A 23,601-nucleotide genomic window follows, 5' to 3' on the forward strand; every position below is an offset into this window, starting at 1 on the left:
GCCCGTCTATGCTTCCAGTCAGAGACCGGAGCCCGGTCGAGCCATTACCGACAATGCAGGAGCAGGCCGATGACGCAACCCGACGCCCGCCAGCATCCGACAAGCGACCCGGCGCCCGACCCTCACCGCGCCCGCATCCGCGAGGCCTGCACGGCCGACGAGGCGGCCGTACTGCGGGAGTTGCGCGGCGGCATCCGGCTGGATGCCGAGGCCCGCGCCCGGATTGCCGCCGAGGCCGCGCGCATCGTCGAGCGGGTACGCGCCGAGACCACGCCGTCGATGATGGAGAGCTTCCTCGCCGAGTACGGCCTGTCCACCGAGGAGGGGGTCGGCCTGATGTGCCTGGCGGAGGCGCTGCTGCGGGTGCCGGATGCCGAGACCATCGACGAGCTGATCCAGGACAAGATCGAGCCCTCCGACTGGGCGGCCCACCTCGGGCATTCGTCGTCTCCGCTGGTGAATACCTCCACCTGGGCGCTGATGCTGACCGGCAAGGTGCTGAACGACGATCCGCAGCGCCCGGCCGCCGCGCTGCGGGGCCTGATCCGGCGCGTCGGCGAGCCGCTGGTGCGCACGGCCGTCGCACAGTCGATGAAGCTGCTCGGTCGCCAGTTCGTGCTCGGCGAGACCATCGCCCGGGGCATGCGCAATGCCCGCGAGATGGAGCGCGAGGGCTACACCTACTCCTACGACATGCTGGGCGAGGCCGCGCGCACCGATGCCGATGCCCGCCGCTATCACCAGGCCTATGCCACGGCGATCGCCGAGATCGCGAATCAGGCGCAGGGCGACGTGCGCTCCAGCCCCGGCATCTCGGTCAAGCTCTCCGCGCTGCACCCGCGCTACGAGTACACCCAGCGCGCGACGGTCATGGCGGAGCTGGTGCCGCGGGCGCGGGAGCTGGCGCGGCAGGCCGCGCGCGCCGGCATCGGGTTCAATATCGACGCCGAGGAACAGGACCGTCTGGACCTGTCGCTGGACGTGATCGAGGCCCTGCTGGCGGACGCGGAGCTGGAGGGCTGGGACGGCTTCGGCGTGGTGGTACAAGCTTACGGCCGCCGCGCGGCCCCGGTGATCGAGGCGCTGTATGCGCTGGCGCAGCGGCTGGACCGGCGCATCATGGTGCGTCTGGTCAAGGGCGCCTACTGGGATACCGAGATCAAGCAGGCCCAGGAGCTGGGCGTGGAGCGCTTCCCGGTCTTCACCCGCAAGGTCAACACGGATGTCAGCTACATCGCCTGTGCGCAGATGCTGCTGGACCGCCGCGACCGCATCTACCCGCAGTTCGCCACCCACAACGCGCACACCTGCGCGGCGGTGTTGGCGATGGCCGGCGACGCCCGCGAGAGCTTCGAATTCCAGCGTCTGCACGGCATGGGGGAATCGGTGCACGCGATCGTCAAGGCGACCGCCGGCACCCGCTGCCGCATCTACGCGCCGGTGGGGGCGCACCGCGACCTGCTGGCCTACCTGGTGCGGCGCCTGCTGGAGAATGGCGCCAACAGCTCGTTCGTCAATCAGGTGGTGGACAGCAGCATCCCGCCCGCGGAGATCGCGCGCGATCCACTCGCCGACCTCGACGCGCTGGGCGACGCCGTGGCCAACCCGGCCATCCGTGACCCGGTCGATCTCTACCGGCCACAGCGACAGAACTCGCGCGGATACCGCGTCAACGAGCCGGCCTCCATCCTGCCGCTGCTGACCGCGCGCGAGGCATTCGCGCAGACCCAGTGGCAGGCGGCGCCCATGCTGGTGGAGGGTCACGCGGCGCAGGGCGCGCCGCGCGCCGCGTTCTCCCCCGCCGATCCCGGTGCCGCGGTCGGTGAGGTCCGCGAGGCCACGGCCGACGAGGTGGAACAGGCGCTGGGGACGGCCCTGTCCGGGTTCGTCGACTGGTCGGCGCACCCGGTGACGGCGCGCGCCGACCTGCTGCGGGCGATCGCGGATCGTTACGAGGAACACGCCCCGGAACTGATCGCACTGGCCAACCGCGAGGCCGGCAAGACCGTCTGGGACGGCATTGCCGAGGTGCGCGAGGCGGCCGATTTCCTGCGCTACTACGCGGGCGAGACCGAACGCCTGGGGCAGGAGGCGGAGCTGGAGCCACGCGGCGTGTTCGTCTGCATCAGTCCCTGGAATTTCCCCCTGGCGATCTTCACCGGGCAGGTCGCCGCGGCCCTGGCCATGGGCAATACCGTGGTTGCCAAGCCGGCCGAGCAGACCCCGCTGATCGCCGCCCGCGCGGTCGAGCTGATGCGTGCGGCCGGTCTCCCGCAGTCGGCCCTGCAGTTGCTGCCGGGTGATGGCCCGACGGTGGGCGGGCCGCTGGCCGCCGACCCGCGCATTGCCGGGGTCTGCTTTACCGGTTCCACCGAGGTCGCGCAGCGGATTCACCGCAGCCTGGCGGACAACGCCGGGCCGGATGCGGTCCTGATTGCCGAGACCGGCGGGTTGAACGCGATGATCGTGGACAGCTCGGCGCTGACCGAGCAGGCGGTGCGCGACATCCTGGCCTCCGCCTTCCAGTCCGCCGGGCAGCGCTGCTCGGCGCTGCGCATGCTCTACGTGCAGGACGAGGCCTACGACCGCCTGCTGGAGATGCTGCAGGGCGCGATGGACGCGCTGAGCATCGGCGATCCCTGGCAGCTGGCGACCGACGTGTCGCCGGTGATCGATGCCGAGGCTCAGGCGGATATCCGCGACTACCTGCAGGCGCAGGAGGCGCAGGGGCGGCTGCTGAAGTCCCTGCCGGTGCCGGAGCAAGGCCGCTTTGTCGCACCGTCCATCGTCCGGCTGTCCGGGATCGGCGAGCTGGAACGCGAGGTGTTCGGGCCGGTGCTGCACGTGGCGCGTTTTCGGGCCCGCGAACTGGACGCGGTGGTGGATGCCATCAATGCCCGCGGCTACGGCCTGACCTTCGGTCTGCACACCCGCATCGACGACCGCGTGCAGCAGGTCGTGGAACGCCTGCGCGTGGGCAACCAGTACGTTAACCGCAACCAGATCGGCGCCATCGTCGGCTCGCAGCCGTTCGGCGGCGAGGGGCTCTCTGGCACCGGGCCGAAGGCGGGCGGGCCGCTGTACCTGACCCGCTTCGCCCGTCGCGCAACCATTGCCACGGAGCTGCCGGACCCGCCGGAGGCGGGTGCGCAGGCGGAGTGGGTGGCCCCGCAGCGCCTGCAGCAGGCCCTCGACGACCTGGACGGGAGCGATTGGGCCGAGCGCACCGACCGCATGCACCTGTTGCGCGAGGCGCTGCCCGAGCGCACGGGTCTGCTGCGCAAGGCCCTGGCGGAGACTGCGGCCTTCGACACGAGTCCGCAGACGCTGCCGGGTCCGACCGGCGAGAGCAATCGTCTGCGCCTGTATCCGCGCGGTCCGGTGCTCTGCCTGGGCCCGGGTGCGGAGATCGCGCTGGCGCAGGCGGTGCAGGCGCTGGGGGCGGGCTGCCCGGTGATCATGCTGGCGCCGGGGGCCGAGCGCGCGGCGCGCGCGCTGCACGGGAAGGGCGTGCCGCTGGTCGGGATCGACGGCGCGCTGGAACCGGACGCACTGGCCGCGCTGGAGGGGCTGGTCGCGGTGGCCGCAGCCGGCGTGAGCGACTGGACCCGAGCGCTGCGTCAGGCGCTGGCACAGCGGGACGGGCCGATCGTTGCGCTGGAAACCGCCCTGATCGCGCCCGAACGCTTTGTGGTGGAGCGCCACCTGTGCATCGATACGACGGCCGCTGGCGGCAACGCCAGCCTGCTGGCGGCGGCCGACTGAGCGCGAGAGAGGGACCGCCGCCCTGAGGCCCCCCTTACGACTATGGGGCAGACGCCGATGATCGAATCCGTGCTTCCCCGGTGCCACGGTATGCGGATGGCTCCTCTACACTCGACCGAGACGCGAACGACACAACAAGGGCCTTCGGCCTGATACAAGGAGATGCTCCATGGAGATCAACATGCCGATGCCCACCCTGGTGACCTTTGCCGCCTATCTGGCGGCGATGCTGGTCCTCGGGATCGCGGCCTATCGCACGACCACCACGCTGTCGGACTATGTGCTCGGCGGGCGCCGCCTGGGACCGGGGGTGGCCGCGCTGAGTGCCGGGGCCTCGGACATGAGCGGGTGGCTGCTGCTGGGGCTCCCCGGTGCGATCTACGTGTCCGGCCTGTCCGAGTTGTGGATCGGGGTGGGGCTGGTGGTCGGGGCGCTGCTGAACTGGCTGTTCGTGGCCGGGCGCCTGCGCCGCTTCACCGCGCTGGCGAAGGACTCCCTGACCATCCCGGATTTCCTCGAGAACCGCTTCGAGGACCGCACGCGTATCCTCCGCGTGGTCTCCGCGATCGTGATTCTGGTGTTCTTCACCCTGTACATCTCGGCCGGGCTGGTCGGGGGCGGTCTGTTGTTCCAGAGCTCGTTCGGCATGGATTACGAGACCGCCGTGTGGGTCGGTGCCATCGTGATCATCAGCTATACCTTCCTCGGCGGCTTCCTGGCGGTCAGCTGGACCGATTTCCTGCAGGGCATCCTGATGTTCCTGACGCTCCTGGTGGTGCCGATGTTCGCGGTGGTGCTGGTTGGTGGCTGGGGCAGTGTGCAGAGCGAGGTCGTCGCCGTGGATCCGACGCATGTGCAGGTGCTGCAGGGCATGACCTTCCTCGGCATGATCTCGCTGCTGGCCTGGGGGCTGGGCTATTTCGGTCAGCCGCATATCCTGGCGCGCTTCATGGCGCTGCGCTCCGAGCGCGACGTGCCGCGCGCCACGCTGATCGGCATGACCTGGATGGTTCTGGCCCTGATCGGCGCGGTGGCCACGGGCTACATGGGGATCGCCTACTTTGCCGACGCGCCGCTGGCGGACGGCGAGACCGTGTTGATCGAGCTGATCCGCGCGCTGTTCAATCCGTGGGTGGCGGGCATCCTGATGGCGGCGATCCTTGCCGCGATCATGAGCACCATCGACTCGCAGCTGATCGTCTCCGCCAGTGCGATCACCAACGACTTCTACCGCGGCATCCTGCGCACCGAGGCGGGGGCGACCGAGCTGGTGTGGATCAGCCGCGCCGCCGTGCTGGGCGTGTCGCTGGTGGCCCTGCTGCTGGCGATGGCGCCGGAGGCCGGGGTACTGGACCTGGTGGCCTACGCCTGGGGCGGCTTTGGCGCGGCCTTCGGCCCGGTGATCATCCTCGCGCTGTACTGGTCGCGGATGACGCGCAACGGGGCGCTGGCCGGCATGGTGGTCGGCGCGGTTACCGTGATCCTCTGGAACCAGGCCGAGGGCGGGCTGTTCGATGTCTACGAACTGCTGCCCGGCTTTATCTTCGCGACCGTGGCCATCGTCGTGGTGAGCCTGCTGACCGGCAAGCCCTCCGCCTCGGTGCAGGAGCAGTTCCGGCACTCGCGCCAGCAGCCGCTGGAGTAGTCACGTCGCCGAAGGCAGCCGGCAGACGCTGGCGGCGTTCGCCCAGTCGCGGGCGAGGTCCCGCTTGGCGGCAGGGCTGTAGCACTTGATGCGCAGTTCCATGCGCAGCGCCTCGCCACGGGAGCTGAAAGGCCGCGCGGCGAGCAGCTGCCGCGGGCGGTGCATCCGGGTGAAACGGGCACCGCGTCCGCTGCCATGGGCGGCCATGCGGGCGGCCAGACGCGGTGTCACCCCGGTGTAGATGCGCCCACCCGCACATTCCAGCAGGTAGACGAACCAGGCCCCGGTGTAGCGGCCGGTCTCGCCGGGCGTGAAAGCGGGCGCGGGCGCGCAAGCCACGGGCACGGCTTCGGTCAGCGCCGCTTCTTGCGGCGCTTGCGGCCTACCTTGATGCGCTGCAGGGCGTGCTGCAGTTCGGACCTGGCCTCTTTGGGTATCGAGGCCGAGCCGCGCAGCTGCAACCCCTGCTGGCGGCGCACGGCGGTCAGGCGACCCTGCTGAATGCCGTAGCGGCGTACCACGTCCCGCACCGTGTGCTGGAACGACTTTGGCGGATCGCCCCGGCGAACGCGTGGCTGTCCGTCCTCGATCTCGATGCTGAAGATGATGCTGACCTGCCAGATCAGCACGGCACCGGCTGCCAGCAGCAGCGCGATCATCAGTAGCAGGGCCAGCAGCATGCAGGTGTCTCCTTCCTTTGCCCAAGCGGGCCGCGCGGTACGCGGTTTGTAGTCCTCGCGGCCGTCTGCCGCGTGCCCATAGTGTCGGTCCCGGGCCGCTGGAACACCACCCCCGCCTCTGGTGCCGCATGCCGGCAACCCGGTTCCGGTGGATCGGATCGTGCTTGCCGATCATCGCAACCCGGACGCGGGGACGGATGGCGCACGCGGCGCGCCATGGGGCGCCCTGGCCGATCAGCGGCAGGGCCTGGCATGGTCCGTGCTTTTTCACCGGTCCGAGCCGGGACTCGCGTTCCGGAAGTGCACACCGTCGCGCCATCCGCGCCGGACGGATTGAGAGACCAGGAGCCGAATCATGCTTGACGGAATCGGAGCCAGCCCCGCATTCAGCCGCCCCCAGTCCGGGAACACGTCCAGCGGTCAGGGTAACGAGCAGCCCCCTGCCCATGCCGCCGCTCAGTCGTCGCAGGAGGCGCGCGCCGCCAGCGGACAGGAGGCCCGGGCGATCCCTGCAGCCGCCGCCGATGCCCAGCCCCCGACACAGGCTCACGCCCTGTCCGCACCGGCCATCCAGGCGATGGCCACCGCAAGTGCGACGTCGATCACAACGGCCGGCACATCCATGGGCGCGATGGCGCCGCCGGCGGGTCTGGCCAGCTTTGCGGGTCCGGCCGTGGCGCCGGGCGTGCAGCCAGGTCCGGTTGCCGCGGCCTCCGGGTTTGGCGAGACGCTGCAACCGGACGGCACGCTGGATGCCACCGATCCTGCCAATCGGGGTTCGCAGGTGGATACCGAGATCTGACCGGGGTGCCCGGGTCGGCCTCGGTCCCGGGGTGCCGCGCCCATGTTCGTGCGCAGCCTGCTGGTCCAGAACCCCGGGGCCATGGCGTGGTCACAGGATCATTGCCTTCCGGAGAATTGCGATGTCCCTGTCCGCGCGTCTGCTGGTCCTGTTGCTGTCCCCGCTGCTTGCGGCGGTTGCCGCTGCCTCGGAACCGGATCGGTCGGCCCTGTTCGAGCACGAACTCGGCCGGCTGCATTCCCCCGAGATGGTCAACCTGCAGGAGCGGTTCCAGGGTCAGCCGCTATTGATCGTCAACACGGCCAGTCACTGTGGCTACACCGACCAGTTCGGCGGGCTGGAACAGCTGCACCAGGATTACCGGGAGCGGGGGCTCAAGGTGGTCGGCTTCCCCTCGCACGACTTCAATCAGGAGGCGGACGACGAGGCCGAGACCGCGCGTGTCTGCTTCCAGAACTTTGGCGTGACCTTCGACATGTTCCGGCCGATCGGTGTGCGCGGTGACGACGCGCACCCGATCTTCCGCGAACTGGCGCGCCAGGCCGCCGCCCCGCGCTGGAACTTCTACAAGTACGTGGTGGACCGGGAAGGCCGCGTGGTCGCGCACTTTCCCAGCCGGGTCGGTCCCGGCTCCGCCGACCTGCGCGGCGCGATCGAGAGCATCCTCTAAACCCCGTCAGACCCGGCACGGCGGTGCCGGCGCGCTTGCGAGCGGGGCGGCGCCGCCGTGCCCGCATGCCGGCAACCCGGTGTAAACCCGGGGCGTGCAGCGTCAGGACGCATTCGCGCAGGGCCCCGCGGGGCTTCACCGATCCCACCACCGGCGCGGAACGGGCTCCGATCGAAGTCCCGTTCCGCCATCACCCCTGGCGATCCAATGGGCCTGCCGCCCGAGGCGTGGTGGCGCGACGTCGATGTGCCACGCATCAATACCCGTGCGACTGCCTGGGCGGGCCGGCCCGTTGCCCGGGCGTGGGAACATGCGGTTGCGCAGGCGGGACCCGCTCGCCATCGCGCAAGGCCTGTTGTAGGCTCAGTCTTGTCGACCCGGGTTTTGGATGTTCGTCGCAATTTGCGGGAAATGTCGACATTGTCCTGTATTTTTACATAACGCTTTCGGGCGGTTCCGCTGGAGATGCGGGGCGCCTGGATGGCCGTACCCCGCATGGGTTGCCGAGTTGGCCAGAGAGGCCGCTTACAAGGAGAGAGCCGATGACCAGCCACCTCATTTCGCGGGCCGGATTCGCCGTTGCTGCGGCGTTCGTGCTGGGCGGTTGCGTCGCGACGACCGTCCCCGACCACGTTGCGGTGCTGGAGCATCCCGACGCCTTCGAGACGATTGTGGGCGGGGGGCTGGACCCGGCGGCCCGGGACACCCACGACAGGACCATGGCGGAAGCGGTCGCCGCCAGGGGGTCGGTCGATCAGCTGCGTTTCTTGCTCGATCGGGATGTCGAGCTTGAAGGTGGTCTGCATTCCACGGCACCGCTGCTGAACGAGGTGGCGAAGAATCCCGACCACGACCCGGGCAATGCCAAGATGAGGCTGCTCCTGGAGTCCGGGGCCGATGTGAATCGAGCAGACCCCTCGGGGCGCACCGCGCTTCACGAGGCGGCCGAGCACGGGACGGCGGAGCAGGTGCAGCTGCTGCTTGAGAATGGCGCGGCCCTCGATACGGTCGACGAGGAGACGCGAACCCCGCTGTATCTCGCCGCGCGCGATCCGCAGCAGGACCCCGAGGGCCGCAAGGTGCATCTGCTGCTGGACGCCGGGGCCGACCCGAACATCGCCAACAGGTACGGCTGGACGCCGCTCTTGGCGGCAACCGTCCAGGGGGATATGGACGTGGTGCGCTGGCTCGTCGAGGCCGGTGCTGACCAAAGTGCCGTCAACGCGAACGGCTGGACCCTCCTGCATGCCGCGGCGTACAACCGCGATCGGGATTCGCAGCAGGCACGGCTGCGCATGGCGCTCGAGCAGGACGTCGATGTCAACCGACAGACCGAGGACGGCTGGACGGCGCTGCACATCGTCGCTTTGCAGGGAGATGCCGACGCGATGGCCTTGCTGCTTGGGGCAGGCGCTTCTCTCGATCAGCGGAAGAACGATGGCGCGACCGCCCTGTATCTGGCCGCACGCAATCCGGATCAGGATCCTGGCGCGCGAAAGGTTCGTCAGTTGCTGGACGCGGGCGCCAACCCGAACATCGCCCGAAGCGACGATGCCTGGACGCCACTGTTTGCGGCTGCGCGCTACGGGCATGTCGAGGCCGTCGAGCGGCTGCTGGACGCAGGCGCGGAGGTGGATTGGCGGAACAGCCAGGGCTGGACCGCCCTGTATGCCGCCACACGTAAACCGGAGCTGGACCCAGGCGCGCGGAAGGTGCGTTTGTTGCTGGATGCGGGTGCGAATCCGAATATCGCCGGGGGTGACAATGCCTGGACATCACTGCATGCCGCGGCGCGCTACGGGCATGCCGCGGCCGTCGAGTGGATGCTGGACGCAGGCGCGGATGTTGATCGGCTGACCGAAGACGGCTGGTCCGTTCTGCATCTGGTCGCGCGTAACCCGGAGCAGGATCCGGATACGGCGAAGCTGCGTGCGATCCTCGCGGCGGGTGCCGATGTGGATGTTCGGTTCACGAATGGCTCAACACCGCTCAACACCGCTGCCCGTTACGGTGTCGCGGAGCAGGTGCGGCTGTTGCTGGCCGCCGGGGCGGATCCGAATGCGGCGAATGACACTGGCTGGAGTCCGGTGCATCGAGCATCCCGGCACGGCAGTGGCGAACAGCTTGGGCTGGTGTTGGCCGCGGGGGGTGACGCGAATCGTACGAACGCAAACAATTCCACCCCCCTGGCCCTGGTCGGGGATGCCGACCAGGAGCGCAAGCGGCGATATCTGATCGCGGCCGGGGCGCGCCCGCCGCAGCAGGGGTCCCAGGATTCCGCGGTCGGCCAGATGCTGGGTGCGCTGACGGCCGCCGGGATGGGGCGCCGGATGGGTATGTCGAATCAGGATGCCCTGGGTTTTGGTCAGGACATCGCTCAGGGGATCGCCGCCCTGCCTGATGGCCAGTCCGGGCAGGGAGTGACGGCCGGTACCCGGGAGCAGCAGGCACTGGCCGCCTATCGTGCCAGCATTATGGAGACCCGGACTGCGCTGCAGCAGCAAATAGCGGCGCGCTCGGATGGAGGGCACGGCACGCCTGCCGCAACGGCCGGCCAGGGGCAGGAGGAGTGGGAACAGATTCCCGCGCAGCCCACGCCGGTCGCAGCGGATGGCCAGGGTGGCGGCTCGCTGATGGCCGCGTTCGCCGGTGTCTATGCCAGCGAACACACCGATAACCGGTTTGCCCACCATCACTTTATCCTGCGTGAAGACGGCTCCGCCGTGCTGTGCGAGCGGGCCTGCGACAGCTGTATCGGTACGCCGCATGGGCGTGACTGGTATCCGATGCGGAATGCCATCAGCTGGGCGCCATCCATCGACGCCAATGGCGAGGTGGAGGCGTCGCGCGTGAGCCATTTTGGTCAGGTCTTCGACAGCCAGGTGCTGCTGATCGAACAGGCCGATGCCGATCCGCTGCGTCTTCACGTGGTGGAGCGCGACGGGCGCCGCGCGATTCACGGCCCGTATCAGCCGCGCTGGTTCCAGGGTTCCAATACTGCGAATGTGGCGGCGAAGTGCCGCTGAGGCTGCGGGCTCGTACAGCGCGTCTCTGAACGGGGGCGGCTGCACGGGGGGCCGGTCAGACACGCCCCGGGCCATCCGGCGATCCGAATGGCCCGGGGCAGGGCGAGGATTACCGGATCAGCTGCTCGGCGTTCCCGATTCCTTGAATCGACCGAGGGTCGATCGAAACCTGTCTCCGCCGCTCGGTCTCAAAGGCCGTGCGGGTAAAATCCGCGAGTGTCACGTTCCAGATCGAAGTGGATGGTCGTGGGGTGGCCCATCATGAACGTGGGCTGCTGATGCACCTCCGAATCCACGTAGCCTTCCTTGCGTGCCTGAAAGTACTGCTGCGACCAGTTCAGGGATTCCGAGGTACGCCGCTCGAATGGCGTGGTCACATAGTGCTCCAGCTGATCCGGTGCGCTGCCCATGTAGATGTCCGCGCCCTCAGGGTCGGATGTCAGCCGGTACATCGTCTCGGGGTGGACGGGGGTCAGGCATCCTGCGAGAAGCAGGGCTGCAGGCACGATGGCCGCGAGTGCCCTGACGTGAACCGAAAAGTACTTTGCGTGCCCCTTTGCGGGATTCGAGCTCTGTTTCCCCACCACCGCACCCTCCCTGTTGGTTCTTCCGGTTGATCGCAGTATAGCCGCCTTCGCGGCCGCGTTGACGTTGGCGCGCGTGCGCAAGCGCTACCGCGTATGAACCGGTATGCAGTGGCTGTACCTGTGTGTTCCGGGGCAGGTCTTCCTGCGCCCGCCCGGTATTCAGGGCAGCGGGATGAACTCGTGCTCGTCGCCGGGGACCTTCGGGAAGCGGCCGGCCTGCCAGTCTGTTTTGGCCTGTTCGATACGTTCGCGGCGGCTGGAGACGAAGTTCCATTCGATATGGCGCTCGCCGACCGGGGCGCCGCCGACCAGGGCGATGGTCGAGGCCGAGGTGGCGGTGATGGCAATGCCGGGCTGGTCGGAGAAGATCGTCATCGAATGCGTCGGCATGGCGGTGTCCTGCGCGCGCAGCTCGCCGGATACCACGTAGACCGCGCGTTCGTCGGCATCGGGCAGGGTCAGGGTCTGGCCGGGTTGCAGGCGGGCCTCCAGATAGAGCGTCTCGGAGAACACCCGCACTGGCGACTGCACGCCGTAGGCGCTGCCTATCATCACGCGCACGGGGACCCCGTCGACGGTGACGGTCGGGATCGACTGCTCCGGATAGTGATGAAACGCGGGGTCGGTTTCCTCGTCGGTCCCCGGCAGGGCGAGCCAGAGCTGCAGCCCGTGCTGGATGTGTTCCCTGGCACTGATCTCCGGGCGCTCGCGCTCGGAATGGACGATGCCATGTCCGGCGACCATCAGGTTGAGATCCCCGGGCCGAATGGCCTGCAGTGAACCCAGCGAATCGCGGTGCAGGATCTCGCCCTCGAACAGGTAGGTGACCGTCGCGATCCCGATATGCGGGTGCGGGCGCACGTTGATCCCCTCGCCCGCGGGGAAGCGCGCCGGGCCCATGTGATCGAAAAAGATCCACGGCCCGACCATCCGGCGCTGTGCGGTGGGCAGCACCCGGCGCACGGAAAAGCCGCCCAGGTCGTGCTCGCGGGGTTGCAGCACGGCCTCGATGGCCGCGCAGGGGGCCGGCGAGGCGGTACAGGGCTGCTCGGTGCTGTCCAGGGTGTTGCTCATCAGAGGGCTCCGGCTGTCGTGTCGCGCATGGGCTGCAGGGCATGGGCCCATCTCGCCAGTTCCTCCAGCATGCCCCGGGCGGAGTCATCGTGCATCGGTTCAGGCACGAATCGCCGCGCGTCGTCCAGGTGGTTCCAGGGCATCTGGATCATCACGCCCTCCGGGATAGGCATCATCCTGAGGGCCGTCACCATCTGCCGGGCCATCTGTGCCGAGCGCAGCCCGCCGGAGGCGCCGCCGTAGCTCACGAACGCGCAGGGCTTGTAGTTCCACTCGGCATAGACGTAATCGAGGGCGTTGATCAGCGCGGGTGGTGCCGAGTAGTTGTACTCGGGGATCACGAACACGTAGGCGTCGGCACTCGCGACGCTGCGCGACCAGACCCGGGTATGTTCGTGTTCGTACTGCTGTGTGCGCGGATGCTGAGGTTCGTCATAGACTGGCAGCTGGAAGTCCGCCAGGTCGACCCGCTCACTCTGGAACGCGCCGTGTGCGCTGGCCAGGGTATGAAACCAGTCGCCCACCGAGGGGCCGATGCGGCCCGGGCGGGTGCTGGCGATGATCGTCTGAAGCTGCAGTGACATGGGTGTCTCCTGGAGTTTGAAGGCCTGGATTTGGAGGCTTGGGTTTGGGGGCGTGAGTTCGAAGGCCTGGGTTTGGGGGCGGCACCAGCCGCCGCGCAGGTCGAACAGCAGGGCCTCGGCCTCGCCGTTGGTGGTGAACTCAAGCTCGTGCTCCTGGCGGATGGTGGCGCCGTCGCCGGCGGCCATCGTCTGGCCGTTCAGGGTCAGCTCGCCCCGGGTGATCTGTACGTAATAGACCCGGCCCGGGTCCGCCGGAAACCGCGTGGTCTCGTGTGCCAGCCGGAGTCTGTGGATGCAGGCGTCCTGCCGGATGGGCAGCGACCCGTCCCGGCCATCGGGCGAGACCAGCAGGGCGTGCCCGCCGGCGTCGGAAAAACCCTTCTGGGCATAGCGCGGTTCGCCCCCCTTGCGATCCGGGATGATCCAGACCTGCAGGAAGTGCAGCGGATCGCTTGGCGATGCATGTGGATGAGCGGCCCTTTTGCCGCTCTTTCGTGCACGGCTTCCACTACGCTCGCGACCATCACCCAGACCCGGCCGGTGCCCGGCTACTCACCCGAGGCGTTCGAGTCCGCCGACTGGCCGGTCATCGGTTCCAGGATTTCGCGGGCAAACTCGCCTGGTTGCTTGCGGTTCAGCGAGCCGCGCTCGGCCGTGCCGGTCGCCCACGCCTCTCGGGTCTCCGGGTCGCGGAACTGGATGTCGAGCCGGCGCATGTACATCGTGATGTCCCACGCCCAGCGGTCCTGGTAGGTCACCAGCACATCGACATTGTCCAGCGCGTCGCGGCGCGGGCCCGAGGTCGCGTCGTAGTTCATTGCTCGCAACTCCTGGGCGATCACGTGCTCGATCCCGCGTTCATCCGCCGGCAGCTTTTCCACATAGAACCGCTCGGCGGCCGCCAGTCGCTCGGGGTCACCCGAGTCCACATCCAGCGTGGCGCAGCCCGCAAGCATCGCGAGGGCCGCCAGCGCGAGGGCAAGTCGCACCAGGCTAAATCGCATCAGGGGAAAGGGGTGGCATTCATTCATGTCATTCTCTCCATTCGATGTCAGGGTGGCCGCATTCCTTGCGCAGCCGAGGGCGTTTCGGTGACAGGCGGCATGCTCGCGGTGAACCCCTGCGCGGGTCATGTATCCCGGTGCCGTGTAGCCCCCGGGGCCTGCTCGCCGGGGGCGAGACTATCGGATTCCGCCTTCCATCAGGAAATGTTCGGATGCGGGTCCACCCGCGTGATCGCACTGTCGTGCCCCCGAGGCGACCCCTTGGGGCGAATCCCGCGTCGCTGCATCCGAGAGGGCCACAGTCACATGCCCCCGAGCAGGTTCCGGGCGTCCGCAAGTCGGTGTGGCGTTATCCCGTAGCGCGCATGCCGCCGCCACCCCCGCTGCCCGGCGGGGGTGTCCAGACGTTGCGAAAGGCCTGGTGTGTCTTCTTCGGGAGATCGCGGGAGAAGCGCAGCTGCACGCCGGCGTCGGTGCGCACGGCGGTGATCCGGCCGCGCTGCAGCCGGAACTGGCGCGCGACGTCCTCGCAGCCGCGCAGGAACGCGGCCGGCGGCTTGCCGCGCCGCACGCGGGTTGCGCCATCGCGCAGCTCCACCGCAAACACCTGCCGTGCATGCCAGAGCATCAGCGCCAGGCCAAGGCCCAGCAGGGCGAACATAATGAGCAGGGTGAGCAGCATGACGGGTGGTGGTGTCGGACGTGATCTGAGCGGGGACTCAGTGTAGCGCACACCATTCATGCCCCTGCCGCGTGGCGTCTCGAATGGGTGCGGGCCGGCGCTGGCCTCAGCGCTTCAGCATCTCGTCCAGCGGGCGTCGGGGCGTGGGGTGAGGCGTGCCGTACGGGCGGCCCAGCGCGAACAGCAGCTGTGGCTGGCCCCCGCCGAGCCGTTCCGCCAGTTTCGGGCGCCATTCGGCCTGCTGGATCGGCTGATTCAGATAACGCGCGCAGAGCCCGTGGCGCGCGGCCTCGAGCAGTACACGCTGCAGGGCCTGCCCGGCTGTCAGCCACTGCATCGGGCCCTCGATCCCGGTGCCCAGTGCCAGCAGCACCGGGGCGGCCCGGGCCGCGCGGGCCTCGCCCCGGGCCATCGCCCGTGCGGATACCAGATGGCGCACGCTCCAGCGCGTCAGACCGCCGCTCAGGCGGCCGACTGGCAGGCCGTCACCATGGGAGGGTGCGCGCATCCAGTGCGCCAGCTCGCGCCGCCAGGCCGGGTTCTTCCACTGCGCCGCCGTCGCCCCCCGGACCAGATCGGCGACCTCCCCGCAGCATTCCGGGTCCGTGACCGGGCGCAGCCAGGCCCCTTCCTGGCGGGCGGCCTGTACGAGGGTGGCGATGATGTCCGGGGCGGGTGCGTCCGGGCGAAACCGGCCGCGCCAGGAATGGCGCGCGCCGATCCCGTCCCGCAGGGGTGCCAGCTCCTGCCGGTCCGGCCCGCCCTGGTGCCCGGTGAGCAGGCGTACGAACGGGCCGTCGCCCGCCTGTTCCGGGCGCACGTTCAGGCCCTGGCCGTCCGCGGCGGCGGCCACGCGCAGGTTCAGCACCGCGCAGCCACAGCTGATGATGCGCTCGCGCCCGGTCGAGTCGTTTACGGGCAGCGAGCGCGCCGGATCGGTCCAGACCTCGACCCCTGCGCGATCCACGCGGAACCGCCAGGGCTGGGTGTTGTGCGAGGAGGGCGCCTGCGCGGCCAGGCGCAGCCACTCGCGGATGACGGGGTCAATCTCCATGGCGCCAACATACCGCCGCCCTGCGCAGCTGGCGACTGTTGCCGGTGCAGCCGCAAGCAGATCACGACGTTGTGCCTGTCCCGCCCGGGCCGCCGGCGGTGATGGGTCGGAAGTCAGGGGTTACAGCGATCAGCCGGTCAGCCGTCGGTACAAGGCGAAGCCGGCATCGAGGTCGGGGTCTGTTTCATCCAGTGGCGGTGCGCATGGCCGACCCGCAGGTCAGCAAGGTTGAGTCCTTCATGATCGATCTCCGGGCGACACCGGTGCCGAGTCCCCTGCGGGTCTCGATGTCGGGGTATCCGGAGGGTTCAGCCACCAGATGGTGAACAGCAGAAGAGCGGTGGAGATGGGGTAGATCGCGAGGCTCATGCCGGTGGATGGTATGACGATGGCGGCCGGGAGGCCCGCTACCAGCCCGGCCTTGATAGTCAGCGGCACCTTGCGCAATGGCCGGTTCATCAGGCAGGCGCCTGCATAGAGGGCGATCCAGCCCCACAGCCCGGCGATTGCCGCAAACAGGCTTCTGGCTTCAAAGATGATTCGGGCGCGGGTGAAATCCTCTTCGCGGATACCCCGGTCCCGCGCCAGGTGCGAGGCATCGTCGAAGACCGAGCCGAGTCCCCACGCCGTAGAGAAATAGCCGCTGCCCAGCCAGAACAACCAGGCCAGGAACCAGAGAAAAATCACGCTGGAGACGCCCAGTAACACGAGCATGGCGGCCTTCAGGCCTAGTTTCAGGATTCTCATGGCTTACCTCTGGATGCGCTCAGGGCGTTACGAATGGGCGCCCGGAATACGAACAGGGCGCGGACCGTGTACGGCACCAGCAGCGGGAGGCCGAACACCAGCATCCGTTCGAGCTTTGGAGGTGTCCCGTCGGGCATACCCCAGGCAGCCAGGAAGAACACCGGGAAAGGGGCAAGCAGGGCCAGGGCCGCGTAGAACACCCGTGTATCCGGGCGTGCACGGGCACGGGCTCCGAGGATGATCAGGGCGAATAGGGCCGCGTAAACGAAAAGAAAAAGCAGAAACCACGTAAACAACGCCAGTGTGAACATGGGTGGTTACTCCCTGCCTTGTGGAGTGACCGAGGCATCCGGAAGCGCGGTATGCATCTGGATCCAGAGTGCCCCGAGCCGCCCCGGGTACTCCTCCAGGAGCAGCCGGTCACCCTCGCGTACCGATCGGTAGAGCGCACCTCCGACCGTTATCCCGTATCCCCGTTGGGGGCCGTCCCATCCGTCCACGCGCAGGTAACGGCGAGTGCCCCCCCGGCTGCTTGTCTTAGTGGTCTTTTCCTGTACCTCCACCACGTATTGGGCGGGTGCCGCCTGGTCGAACGCCATGTTCACTTCGCGCAGCAGGCCGTAGCTGGTCATCAGGGCACCCAGATAACCCGCCAGGGCCAGCTCGAGCAGGACCAGATGCGTTAGTGACGTGCGGCCGAGCAGTACGATGCTCAGCACCATCAACGAGCCGACCACGACGGCCGCGAGGGTGAGCGCAAGCGGCAGCAGGCCCGCCAGGCTGGCAGGTGCAGGCAGGGGCGAAAACATGATGGGGGCCAGCAGCGCCGTCCCGCCCATCAGCAGGCCCGTACTGGCACCTGCGAACAGCGCCGCCTTCCATGCAAATGGCTCCCTGCGGCCGCGCACCGCGGCGGGAACCTCCGCCTCCAGTGCCGCGGATATCTCGCGCAAGCCCGGCACGAATGCCCGGGCGAGCACGATCGGTCTTGGTTTCTTTCGCCGCCTCGGCGATTTGACCTCCACCCAGATCCGTTCGCGCCGAACCCGGAACTGGCGGAACCGAACGTCCTGCGCTTCGCATTCTTCGAGGAGGCGCAGCATTCGCGCCTGTGTCGTGGCGCAACCCTTGAGGGCGCGGCAGAGGCTTTGCTGGTCCGTGACCAGGTAAAAGGCTCGGTCGAACGCTTGGTTTCCGGTGCGGCAGGCCACGGAGAGGCCAATGGCCGTAAAAGGGTAGTCCCACCAGCGTCGGGCCTTGACGCGAAGCTCGATATCGGGGGCCTGGTCGAAGCCGATGCGTTGCAAAGGGGCGTGACGGCTTTCGGTTTTCTGCTCGCTGTAAAGGGCGTCCTCGGGCGGGTTGCCCATCGGTTTTCCGGTGTGCGGGTTGTTGAATGTCAGGGCCTGCAGTTTCCAGCGGTCCTCCATCCTGTGTCGGTAGCCAATGACCGCCATTCCGATCATCGTGACCAATCCAGCCAGCATCCACATCCGCACGTCCCCTGTGGCAGTGTGTGACCGCGAACCCGTCGGGCCCTACTCGGTGTCGCTCCGGGGTGAGCCGCCCGGGGTCCATTCCGCCTGCATCGCGAACAGATCGACCAGTGCCCGGGCATTCGGATCGTCACAGCCGTGTTGGTCGATGCGCTGCTTCACCTGGGCCTGGATGTCTTCCTGGCCGCGCAGCAGGGTCGCCGCGATCTGCTCTTGGGTGGCTTCGGGGTGCTGGTCCTCCAGCGCCATGACGGAGCGCAGGTAGACCATCTGCTGATTGGCCAGAAACGCGATCATCTGGTCCTCTTCGACTTCCGTGCAGCGCATGGCGGCCGTACCGACGGCGACGAATTGACTCAGGATGGTCAGGATCTCGGGTGGTTCGTCGGCCTCAGCCGGGGCTATCAGACCCATTAACAGCAACCATCCGAGCGTTGCGGCCCCGATGGTCGAAGCGCAAAGGCGGTGCGATCGCGTGCACGAGGCAAGGCCCGGACGGGCCGAACTGGGGCGGGTCTTCTTCATCGTTTCCCTCCCTGGAAACATTGCCAGTACCCTTGATCAGGTGTGCCCCTAATCTAGATGCCAGGCGCGGGACTGTCACCCCTTGGGTTGCCCTCGTGCTGATGGGGGTAGCGGGGCGGCCAGGTTGCCCTGGCCAGGCCGGGCGCGGGCTGCCGCTGCTACAGCGTGTGGCCGGTGAGGTGCTGGTAGAGGGCGAAGCCGGCGTCCCGATCCTGGCAGCGCAGGATGGCGGCGCGGCCGGGTGTGGACGGGTCCGGCTGCAGATGCACGCCGGCCGCCTCGGCGGCGCGGAAATCGGCGTCCTCCAGTTCGAGCTCGCCGAATACCGAGATGACGAAGCCGCCGGGGATCGGCGGGGGCGGGGTGAAGGGTTCGCCGTCTGCCAGTGCGACCCAGGCGGGGATGAACGCCGGGCCGTAGAAGTCGAAGAAGCCGTTGGAGCCGCGCAGGTGGGCCTCGATCGGTCGCCCGCCGATCATCTCGATGTTGCAGATGCCGCTGTAGCCGGCCAGGTTGCGCCGCACCCAGTCGGCGATCCATGGCTCCACTTCGGGCACGGCGGCGCCGATCTCCCAGTAGATCGGACGCGCGGCGTCCTTCTCGTCCGAGCCGCGGGTGTGGGCGAACCAGCGCACCTCGCCGTCCTCCACCAGGCAGTCGGTGCTGGTGTGGGCTCCCTCCAGGCGCTGGCACCAGAAGCTGCCGGGCTCGGCCGGTACCTCGCCGGCGGGCAGGGCGCGGGCATCCAGCCCCATGCCGGCGAGGTTGGTGATCGGCTTCACGAACACCGTGTCCGCCGCCCCTAGGCCCAGGTCCGTGGGCGCGACGCCGCAGGGCGCGGCCGTCAGGCCCGCATCCAGGGCCAGGCGCAGCTTGTCGTAGACGTGACGATGCGCGGGATTTAGCCGCCAGGCGGCGGCGTCCGACACCGCCACCTCCCGGCGCGGCTCGGGCCGGAAGATGTGCCGGCGCTCGGGCAGGACGCCGACGAAGGGCACGCTCAGCCTGCCTCCGGCAGGCGTTGTTCGTGCCCGGCGTGCAGGCGTTCCACCTCGCACAGCAGCGACTTGAACGCGGGGAAGCCGCTGATCGGGTCGAGGTTGCGGTCGTCGGTCAGTTCGTTGACGTTGGCGTGGTTCCAGCCGTGCTGGCAGTGCGCCACACCGGGCTTGATGCGGTCGGTGACCTTTGCCACGAAGGCCACCCGCCCGCGCGGCGAGCGCACCTCCACGGTGTCGCCATCGGCGATGCCGCGCGCCGCGGCATCCTCGGGGTGCAGCTCCACCAGCGGCTCCGGCATCGCCCGGCGCATGCGCTCCAGGTACTGGTGCTGCGAGTGGGTGGCGTGCTTGTGGCGGGCCCCGCTGGTCAGAATCAGCGGGTAGTCCCGGGCGAGTGCTGGCGTGGAGACCGGGCTCTCGGCGGGTTCGCGCCATTCCGGCAGGCCGTTGTGCCCGGCCGCGCGCAGCTCGGCGGAATCGAACTCCACCTTGCCGCTGACAGTGCGGAATCCGTGCAGCCGGTATTGGCGGTCACCGTCCTCGAAGCCATGCTCGACCATGTCATCCAGCGCCTTGGCGAATACCGTCACCCCATCCGGGTCGTTGTACACCTGTTCGCGGATGGTCTCGGGGATGCCCGCGGCGGCCTCGGCCCAGCAGGCCTCCAGGTCGCCGTTCCAGAACTGCTCGCCCATGCCCAGGCGCACGCCCAGCTCGAGGAACACCTCACCGTCGGCGCGCGCCTCGCCGCGCGGGGCCACGGCCCGATGGCGATAGCGCAGTTCGCCGCGGAAGTTGCAGCCGGGATAGGCGATCAGCGCCGGGCGCTCGAGGCTGGTGGCGGCCGGCAGCACGATGTCGGCCATGCGCGTGGCCGGGTTGTGGAAGAAGTCGGATGCGGCGAAGAAATCCAGTGCCCCCAGGGCCTGTTCCATGCGTTTGGAGTTCGGCCACATTGCGGTGTTGATGCCCATGGCCAGCAGCGCGCGGATCGGTTGTGGGCGGCCTTCGAGGATGGCATCCGGCAACAGCATGCTCTGCGCGGCCGGCCAGTGGGCCGTCCATACCGGGAAGGTCTCGTCGCCGATGCGCGGCGGCAGATTCTGCTTGCAGTGGTCGAACAGGTCGATCGGCTTCGGCGTGACCTTGTCGTTGAAGAAGCGGTTGCCACCCTCGCGGTCGATATTGCCGGTGATCGCCGCCAGCAGGATCACCGCGCGGTGATTCTGGAAGCCGTTGGAATGCTGCACGGTGGCGGTGGGCGAAAGCATGATCTGCGCCGGGGCGCGGGTCGCGTAGAGCTCGGCGGCGCGCTTCAGGTCGGCCTCCTCGATGCCGCAGATCGCCGCCACCCGCTGCGGCGGGAATTCCGCCACGTATTCACGAAAGGCCTCCACCCCGTTGCCCCATTCGTCGAGGAAGGCCTGGTCCTGCCAGCCGTTCTCGAAGATCAGGTGGTGCATGCCCAGCGCGAGCGCCCCGTCGGTGCCCGGGCGGATCTGCAGGTGCACCTCGGCCTGCTCCGCCAGCGGGGTCACCCGCGGGTCCACGACCACGGAGGCGCAGCCGGGGCGTGCCGCGGCCAGCGCATGCTGATGGAACGGAGGGATGGACCCGCGCGGGTTGGTGGACCACACCAGCAGGCAGCGCGTCGCATCCGAGGCCACGGTGGAGGAGGTCTTGATCTTGGTGCCGAAGGTCACCTTCTCCGCCACCTTGGTGGCGGAGAAGCAGCAGCCGCTCTCGGTCAGGTAGTTGGGCGAGCCGAAGGCATGCGCCAGGCGTTGCAGCTGCGGCCGCGCCTCCTTGGTGTAGCCGGCGAAGAACGCGGCCGCCGGGGCACCGTGCGCGTCCCGGGTCGCGCGCAGGCGCTCGGCGATGGTGTCCAGCGCCTCGTCCCAGGAGATGCGCTCGAACTCGCCGCTGCCGCGCGGTCCGGTGCGCCGCAGCGGGTACAGCAGGCGTTCGGGATGGTTGCGTCGATCCAGCTGCACGTAGCAGCGCGGACAGTCGGGGCCGTCGATCTTCACCGGCTCGCCGGCGGCATCCAGGGTGACGTCGATCGCGCAGTTGGCGTCGCATTCGTAGCAGGTGCTTTTCACCGTCGCCATCACCGGGGGCATCTCGTCTGGGTAACCGAAAAAGGAATTCGAGTATGCAAAGCGGCAGGGGGCCTGGCGAACAACGCCACGAACCCCGGGGGTGACGCGGATCGCCATGCCGCGGCGAGGGGCGGGATTCGCAGGGGGCCGCCACAGATCGATGGGGCGGGGCGGACTGTGCGGGGGTGGCGGCTGGTTCGCCGGACAATCTCAACAACCGGCTCCGGAGGGCATGAAGGAACCTTCGCGCGCATCCTTAATCCTCTACCTGAGGGTTTTCGCCTCACGGCCCCGCCCGGCCTCAGTCGCGACGAACCGCGCTGGAGCGAGGCTGCACATAACGGGAAGGCCTATCCGGGTTGTCCACCAGCAAGGAGAAACGCTTGTGCCCAGGGAACATGAAGGGTCGGAACCGGTTCGCAGCTCACGCATGGGCGATCCGCTGGTGGTGGGTATCAGTGTCGGCTTTGTCCTGCTCTTTCTTGCGGCCTCGTTGTTCGACATGGATGCGGTCGCTCGAGGTATCGGCGAAGGCTTCGCATCGACGGCGCGCTTGTTGGGTTCCTACTTTCAGCTCTTGTTGCTGCTCACCTTTGTAACCGCCCTCGGCTTGCTGTTTACACCCGCGGCCGGTGCCCGAATTGGGGGTCTGCCGCAGCCGGAGATGAGCCGTTTTCGCTGGATCTCGATCATCCTGTGTACGCTGCTGGCGGGTGGCGGCGTCTTCTTTGCTGCGGGGGAGCCGGTTTACCATTTTCTGGTTACGCCGCCGAGCTTTACGACCGAAGCCGGCACGGCCGAGGCGGTCGCCCCGGCGCTGGCGCAGTCGTTCATGCACTGGGGCTTTCTGGCCTGGGCCATCCTCGGCGCCCTGACGGCGATTGTGCTGGCACATGCGCATTACAGTCGCGGGCTTCCGCTGCGTCCGCGCAGCCTGCTGGTTCCGGTTTTTGGCGAACGCGCAATGCGCGGTGCGTTCGGCAGCCTGGTGGATGCGATCTGCATCATCGCCGTGGTGGCCGGGACCGTGGGCCCTATCGGATTCCTGGCGACCCAGATGACCTTCGGGCTTGACGAGCTCTTCGGGGTAGGCGGCGGTTTCGGGGTTCAGCTGACCATTCTCGGTGGACTGGCCGCACTGTACGTAACATCGGCGGTAACCGGTATCCACCGAGGAATCCAGCTGCTGTCGCGCCTGAATGTGCTGCTGGTGCTGGCGATCGGGGCTGTCATCCTGGTGTTCGGCCCCACGCTTTTCCTCGTCAACAGCTGGTTCTCCGGCTTCGGGGCTTACGCGGATTCGTTTCTTGCCATGGCGACGCAGACGGCCGAGACCGCGCCGGACTGGTGGATGCAATGGTGGACGGTGTTTTTCTTTGCCTGGTTTCTTGGCTACGGGCCGTTGATGGCCGTGTTCGTGGCACGCATCTCGCGGGGGCGCACGATCCGCGAGATGATCCTGGCGATTGCCGTGATCGCACCTGTTGCGACCACTGTATGGTTCACCCTGCTTGGCGGTGCGGGGATTCATGCCCAGCTCCATGGCGTGTTCGATCTGACCGAGGCGCTGAACGACTTCCGTTTCGATATCGCCACCCTGACCGTGGCCCAGGCACTGCCGGGCGGATTGCTGATGGCGGTTGCGGTTCTCCTGCTGACGACGCTGTTCGTTGCCACCACCGGGGACTCGATGAGCTACTCCATCGCCGTCGTCAGCACCGGCCACGATGACCCGCTCCCGGGATTGCGGGCTTTCTGGGGCCTGGCAATGGCGCTGATGGCCGGCGTGCTGCTCTACATGGGCGAAGGACAGATCAGCGTGCTGCAGCAGTTTATTGTCCTCACTGCGATCCCGGTATCGCTGATCCTGCTGCCTTCGCTCTGGACCGGGCCCCGCGCGGCGTACGCGCTTGCGCGCGAGCAGGGCCTGATCGCGCCGCTTCCCGGTCCTGGCACAGCACGCCCGCCCGGGTAGAACGCCCGCCCGGGTAACTGCAGCGAGTCACCATGCCGCGACCCCGTCATGGCGGTTGTCGCCGGTTCCCCATGGTTTGTCGCAAGAGACTTCACAGCGCCATGGTGTGTTTGCAGATGTTCGGGTGCGAGTTTGGGCCTCGGGTCGCGGGCCGAACGGAACGTGGGGCGGCGGGACTTGGG

Annotated in this window: 20 protein-coding genes and 1 pseudogene; 6 read left to right on the plus strand and 15 right to left on the minus strand. The window is 68.3% G+C overall.

Annotated features, from left to right (window positions below; translation table 11 throughout):
- Positions 1-69 precede the first annotated feature (69 nt).
- Both putA and putP read left to right on the plus strand, forming a co-directional pair.
- A complete protein-coding gene (gene putA, locus D000_RS0103960; protein WP_018872257.1) occupies positions 70-3,765 on the plus strand; it encodes a bifunctional proline dehydrogenase/L-glutamate gamma-semialdehyde dehydrogenase PutA in 3,696 nt (1,231 codons plus the stop codon).
- 169 nt (positions 3,766-3,934) lie between these two features.
- Positions 3,935-5,410 (plus strand): sodium/proline symporter PutP, encoded by a 1,476-nt coding sequence (gene putP / locus D000_RS0103965; RefSeq protein ID WP_018872258.1) that lies wholly within the window; start codon positions 3,935-3,937, stop codon positions 5,408-5,410.
- On the opposite strand, the gene D000_RS0103970 is transcribed toward putP, so the two are convergent.
- Both D000_RS0103970 and D000_RS0103975 read right to left on the minus strand, forming a co-directional pair.
- Positions 5,411-5,749, minus strand: coding sequence for a GIY-YIG nuclease family protein (locus D000_RS0103970; protein WP_018872259.1), 339 nt, complete (start codon positions 5,747-5,749; stop codon positions 5,411-5,413).
- A 14-nt stretch (positions 5,750-5,763) separates the two neighbouring features.
- Positions 5,764-6,090, minus strand: coding sequence for a DUF3634 family protein (locus tag D000_RS0103975; protein ID WP_018872260.1), 327 nt, complete (start codon positions 6,088-6,090; stop codon positions 5,764-5,766).
- A 355-nt stretch (positions 6,091-6,445) separates the two neighbouring features.
- Here D000_RS0103975 and D000_RS14345 point away from each other — a divergent pair, with 355 nt between their 5' ends.
- From D000_RS14345 to D000_RS0103990, 3 genes are all read left to right on the plus strand, one after another.
- The gene (locus D000_RS14345) at positions 6,446-6,892 is read left to right on the plus strand and encodes a hypothetical protein (protein WP_018872261.1); all 447 of its coding nucleotides are present in this window, start codon (positions 6,446-6,448) and stop codon (positions 6,890-6,892) included.
- Between the two features lie 121 nt (positions 6,893-7,013).
- The gene (locus D000_RS0103985; RefSeq protein WP_018872262.1) at positions 7,014-7,562 is read left to right on the plus strand and encodes a glutathione peroxidase; all 549 of its coding nucleotides are present in this window, start codon (positions 7,014-7,016) and stop codon (positions 7,560-7,562) included.
- A gap of 542 nt (positions 7,563-8,104) precedes the next feature.
- Positions 8,105-10,588, plus strand: coding sequence for an ankyrin repeat domain-containing protein (locus D000_RS0103990; protein WP_018872263.1), 2,484 nt, complete (start codon positions 8,105-8,107; stop codon positions 10,586-10,588).
- A 188-nt stretch (positions 10,589-10,776) separates the two neighbouring features.
- Here D000_RS0103990 and D000_RS0103995 read toward each other — a convergent pair whose 3' ends face one another.
- From D000_RS0103995 to D000_RS0104050, 13 genes and pseudogenes are all read right to left on the minus strand, one after another.
- Positions 10,777-11,040 (minus strand): hypothetical protein, encoded by a 264-nt coding sequence (locus tag D000_RS0103995; protein ID WP_018872264.1) that lies wholly within the window; start codon positions 11,038-11,040, stop codon positions 10,777-10,779.
- A gap of 294 nt (positions 11,041-11,334) precedes the next feature.
- On the minus strand, positions 11,335-12,249 hold the full coding sequence (locus D000_RS0104000) for a pirin family protein (protein ID WP_018872265.1): 915 nt from the start codon (positions 12,247-12,249) through the stop codon (positions 11,335-11,337).
- Entirely contained in the window at positions 12,249-12,833 is a 585-nt protein-coding gene (locus D000_RS14460) for an NAD(P)H-dependent oxidoreductase (protein ID WP_026279747.1), read from the minus strand. The genes D000_RS0104000 and D000_RS14460 overlap by 1 nt, the downstream gene beginning before the upstream one ends.
- Positions 12,834-12,941: 108 nt before the next feature.
- Positions 12,942-13,364: pseudogene (locus D000_RS14465) on the minus strand (pirin family protein); the annotation flags it as partial.
- A gap of 17 nt (positions 13,365-13,381) precedes the next feature.
- Positions 13,382-13,864 (minus strand): hypothetical protein, encoded by a 483-nt coding sequence (locus D000_RS0104010; RefSeq protein ID WP_018872267.1) that lies wholly within the window; start codon positions 13,862-13,864, stop codon positions 13,382-13,384.
- 322 nt (positions 13,865-14,186) lie between these two features.
- Positions 14,187-14,519, minus strand: a complete 333-nt coding sequence (locus tag D000_RS0104015) for a DUF3634 family protein (RefSeq protein WP_018872268.1) — start codon at positions 14,517-14,519, stop codon at positions 14,187-14,189.
- Positions 14,520-14,625: 106 nt separating this feature from the next.
- Positions 14,626-15,573, minus strand: a complete 948-nt coding sequence (locus tag D000_RS0104020; protein ID WP_018872269.1) for a hypothetical protein — start codon at positions 15,571-15,573, stop codon at positions 14,626-14,628.
- A gap of 237 nt (positions 15,574-15,810) precedes the next feature.
- On the minus strand, positions 15,811-16,320 hold the full coding sequence (locus D000_RS0104025) for a hypothetical protein (protein WP_018872270.1): 510 nt from the start codon (positions 16,318-16,320) through the stop codon (positions 15,811-15,813).
- On the minus strand, positions 16,317-16,631 hold the full coding sequence (locus tag D000_RS0104030; protein ID WP_018872271.1) for a hypothetical protein: 315 nt from the start codon (positions 16,629-16,631) through the stop codon (positions 16,317-16,319). The genes D000_RS0104025 and D000_RS0104030 overlap by 4 nt, the downstream gene beginning before the upstream one ends.
- 6 nt (positions 16,632-16,637) lie before the next feature.
- The gene (locus D000_RS0104035; RefSeq protein ID WP_018872272.1) at positions 16,638-17,813 is read right to left on the minus strand and encodes a hypothetical protein; all 1,176 of its coding nucleotides are present in this window, start codon (positions 17,811-17,813) and stop codon (positions 16,638-16,640) included.
- 45 nt (positions 17,814-17,858) lie between these two features.
- Complete coding sequence (locus D000_RS0104040) at positions 17,859-18,341, minus strand: hypothetical protein (RefSeq protein WP_026279749.1); 483 nt, start codon at positions 18,339-18,341, stop codon at positions 17,859-17,861.
- A 158-nt stretch (positions 18,342-18,499) separates the two neighbouring features.
- The gene (locus D000_RS0104045; RefSeq protein WP_018872274.1) at positions 18,500-19,339 is read right to left on the minus strand and encodes a hypothetical protein; all 840 of its coding nucleotides are present in this window, start codon (positions 19,337-19,339) and stop codon (positions 18,500-18,502) included.
- A gap of 2 nt (positions 19,340-19,341) precedes the next feature.
- A complete protein-coding gene (locus D000_RS0104050) occupies positions 19,342-21,453 on the minus strand; it encodes a molybdopterin-dependent oxidoreductase (RefSeq protein ID WP_026279750.1) in 2,112 nt (703 codons plus the stop codon).
- 223 nt (positions 21,454-21,676) lie between these two features.
- On the opposite strand from D000_RS0104050, the gene D000_RS13310 reads away from it, so the two are divergent.
- Positions 21,677-23,419: a BCCT family transporter gene (locus D000_RS13310; RefSeq protein ID WP_231370996.1), complete on the plus strand. Its 1,743-nt coding sequence runs from the start codon at positions 21,677-21,679 to the stop codon at positions 23,417-23,419.
- Positions 23,420-23,601 lie beyond the last annotated feature (182 nt).

The sequence above is a fragment of the Thioalkalivibrio sp. ALJ16 genome (assembly GCF_000377345.1).
GTDB lineage: Bacteria > Pseudomonadota > Gammaproteobacteria > Ectothiorhodospirales > Ectothiorhodospiraceae > Thioalkalivibrio.

Coding starts and splice junctions, on each gene's coding strand:
- D000_RS14460 (WP_026279747.1), bottom strand. CDS start 12,833: ATGTCACTGCAGCTTCAGACGATCATCGCCAGCACCCGCCCGGGCCGC.
- D000_RS0103985 (WP_018872262.1), top strand. CDS start 7,014: ATGTCCCTGTCCGCGCGTCTGCTGGTCCTGTTGCTGTCCCCGCTGCTT.
- D000_RS0104000 (WP_018872265.1), bottom strand. CDS start 12,249: ATGAGCAACACCCTGGACAGCACCGAGCAGCCCTGTACCGCCTCGCCG.
- D000_RS0104040 (WP_026279749.1), bottom strand. CDS start 18,341: ATGAAGAAGACCCGCCCCAGTTCGGCCCGTCCGGGCCTTGCCTCGTGC.
- D000_RS0103975 (WP_018872260.1), bottom strand. CDS start 6,090: ATGCTGCTGGCCCTGCTACTGATGATCGCGCTGCTGCTGGCAGCCGGT.
- D000_RS14345 (WP_018872261.1), top strand. CDS start 6,446: ATGCTTGACGGAATCGGAGCCAGCCCCGCATTCAGCCGCCCCCAGTCC.
- putP (WP_018872258.1), top strand. CDS start 3,935: ATGGAGATCAACATGCCGATGCCCACCCTGGTGACCTTTGCCGCCTAT.
- D000_RS0104050 (WP_026279750.1), bottom strand. CDS start 21,453: ATGGCGACGGTGAAAAGCACCTGCTACGAATGCGACGCCAACTGCGCG.
- D000_RS0104010 (WP_018872267.1), bottom strand. CDS start 13,864: ATGAATGAATGCCACCCCTTTCCCCTGATGCGATTTAGCCTGGTGCGA.
- D000_RS0103995 (WP_018872264.1), bottom strand. CDS start 11,040: ATGTACCGGCTGACATCCGACCCTGAGGGCGCGGACATCTACATGGGC.
- D000_RS13310 (WP_231370996.1), top strand. CDS start 21,677: ATGAAGGAACCTTCGCGCGCATCCTTAATCCTCTACCTGAGGGTTTTC.
- D000_RS0103990 (WP_018872263.1), top strand. CDS start 8,105: ATGACCAGCCACCTCATTTCGCGGGCCGGATTCGCCGTTGCTGCGGCG.
- D000_RS0104025 (WP_018872270.1), bottom strand. CDS start 16,320: ATGAGAATCCTGAAACTAGGCCTGAAGGCCGCCATGCTCGTGTTACTG.
- D000_RS0104020 (WP_018872269.1), bottom strand. CDS start 15,573: ATGGAGATTGACCCCGTCATCCGCGAGTGGCTGCGCCTGGCCGCGCAG.
- D000_RS0104030 (WP_018872271.1), bottom strand. CDS start 16,631: ATGTTCACACTGGCGTTGTTTACGTGGTTTCTGCTTTTTCTTTTCGTT.
- D000_RS0104035 (WP_018872272.1), bottom strand. CDS start 17,813: ATGTGGATGCTGGCTGGATTGGTCACGATGATCGGAATGGCGGTCATT.
- D000_RS0104015 (WP_018872268.1), bottom strand. CDS start 14,519: ATGCTGCTCACCCTGCTCATTATGTTCGCCCTGCTGGGCCTTGGCCTG.
- putA (WP_018872257.1), top strand. CDS start 70: ATGACGCAACCCGACGCCCGCCAGCATCCGACAAGCGACCCGGCGCCC.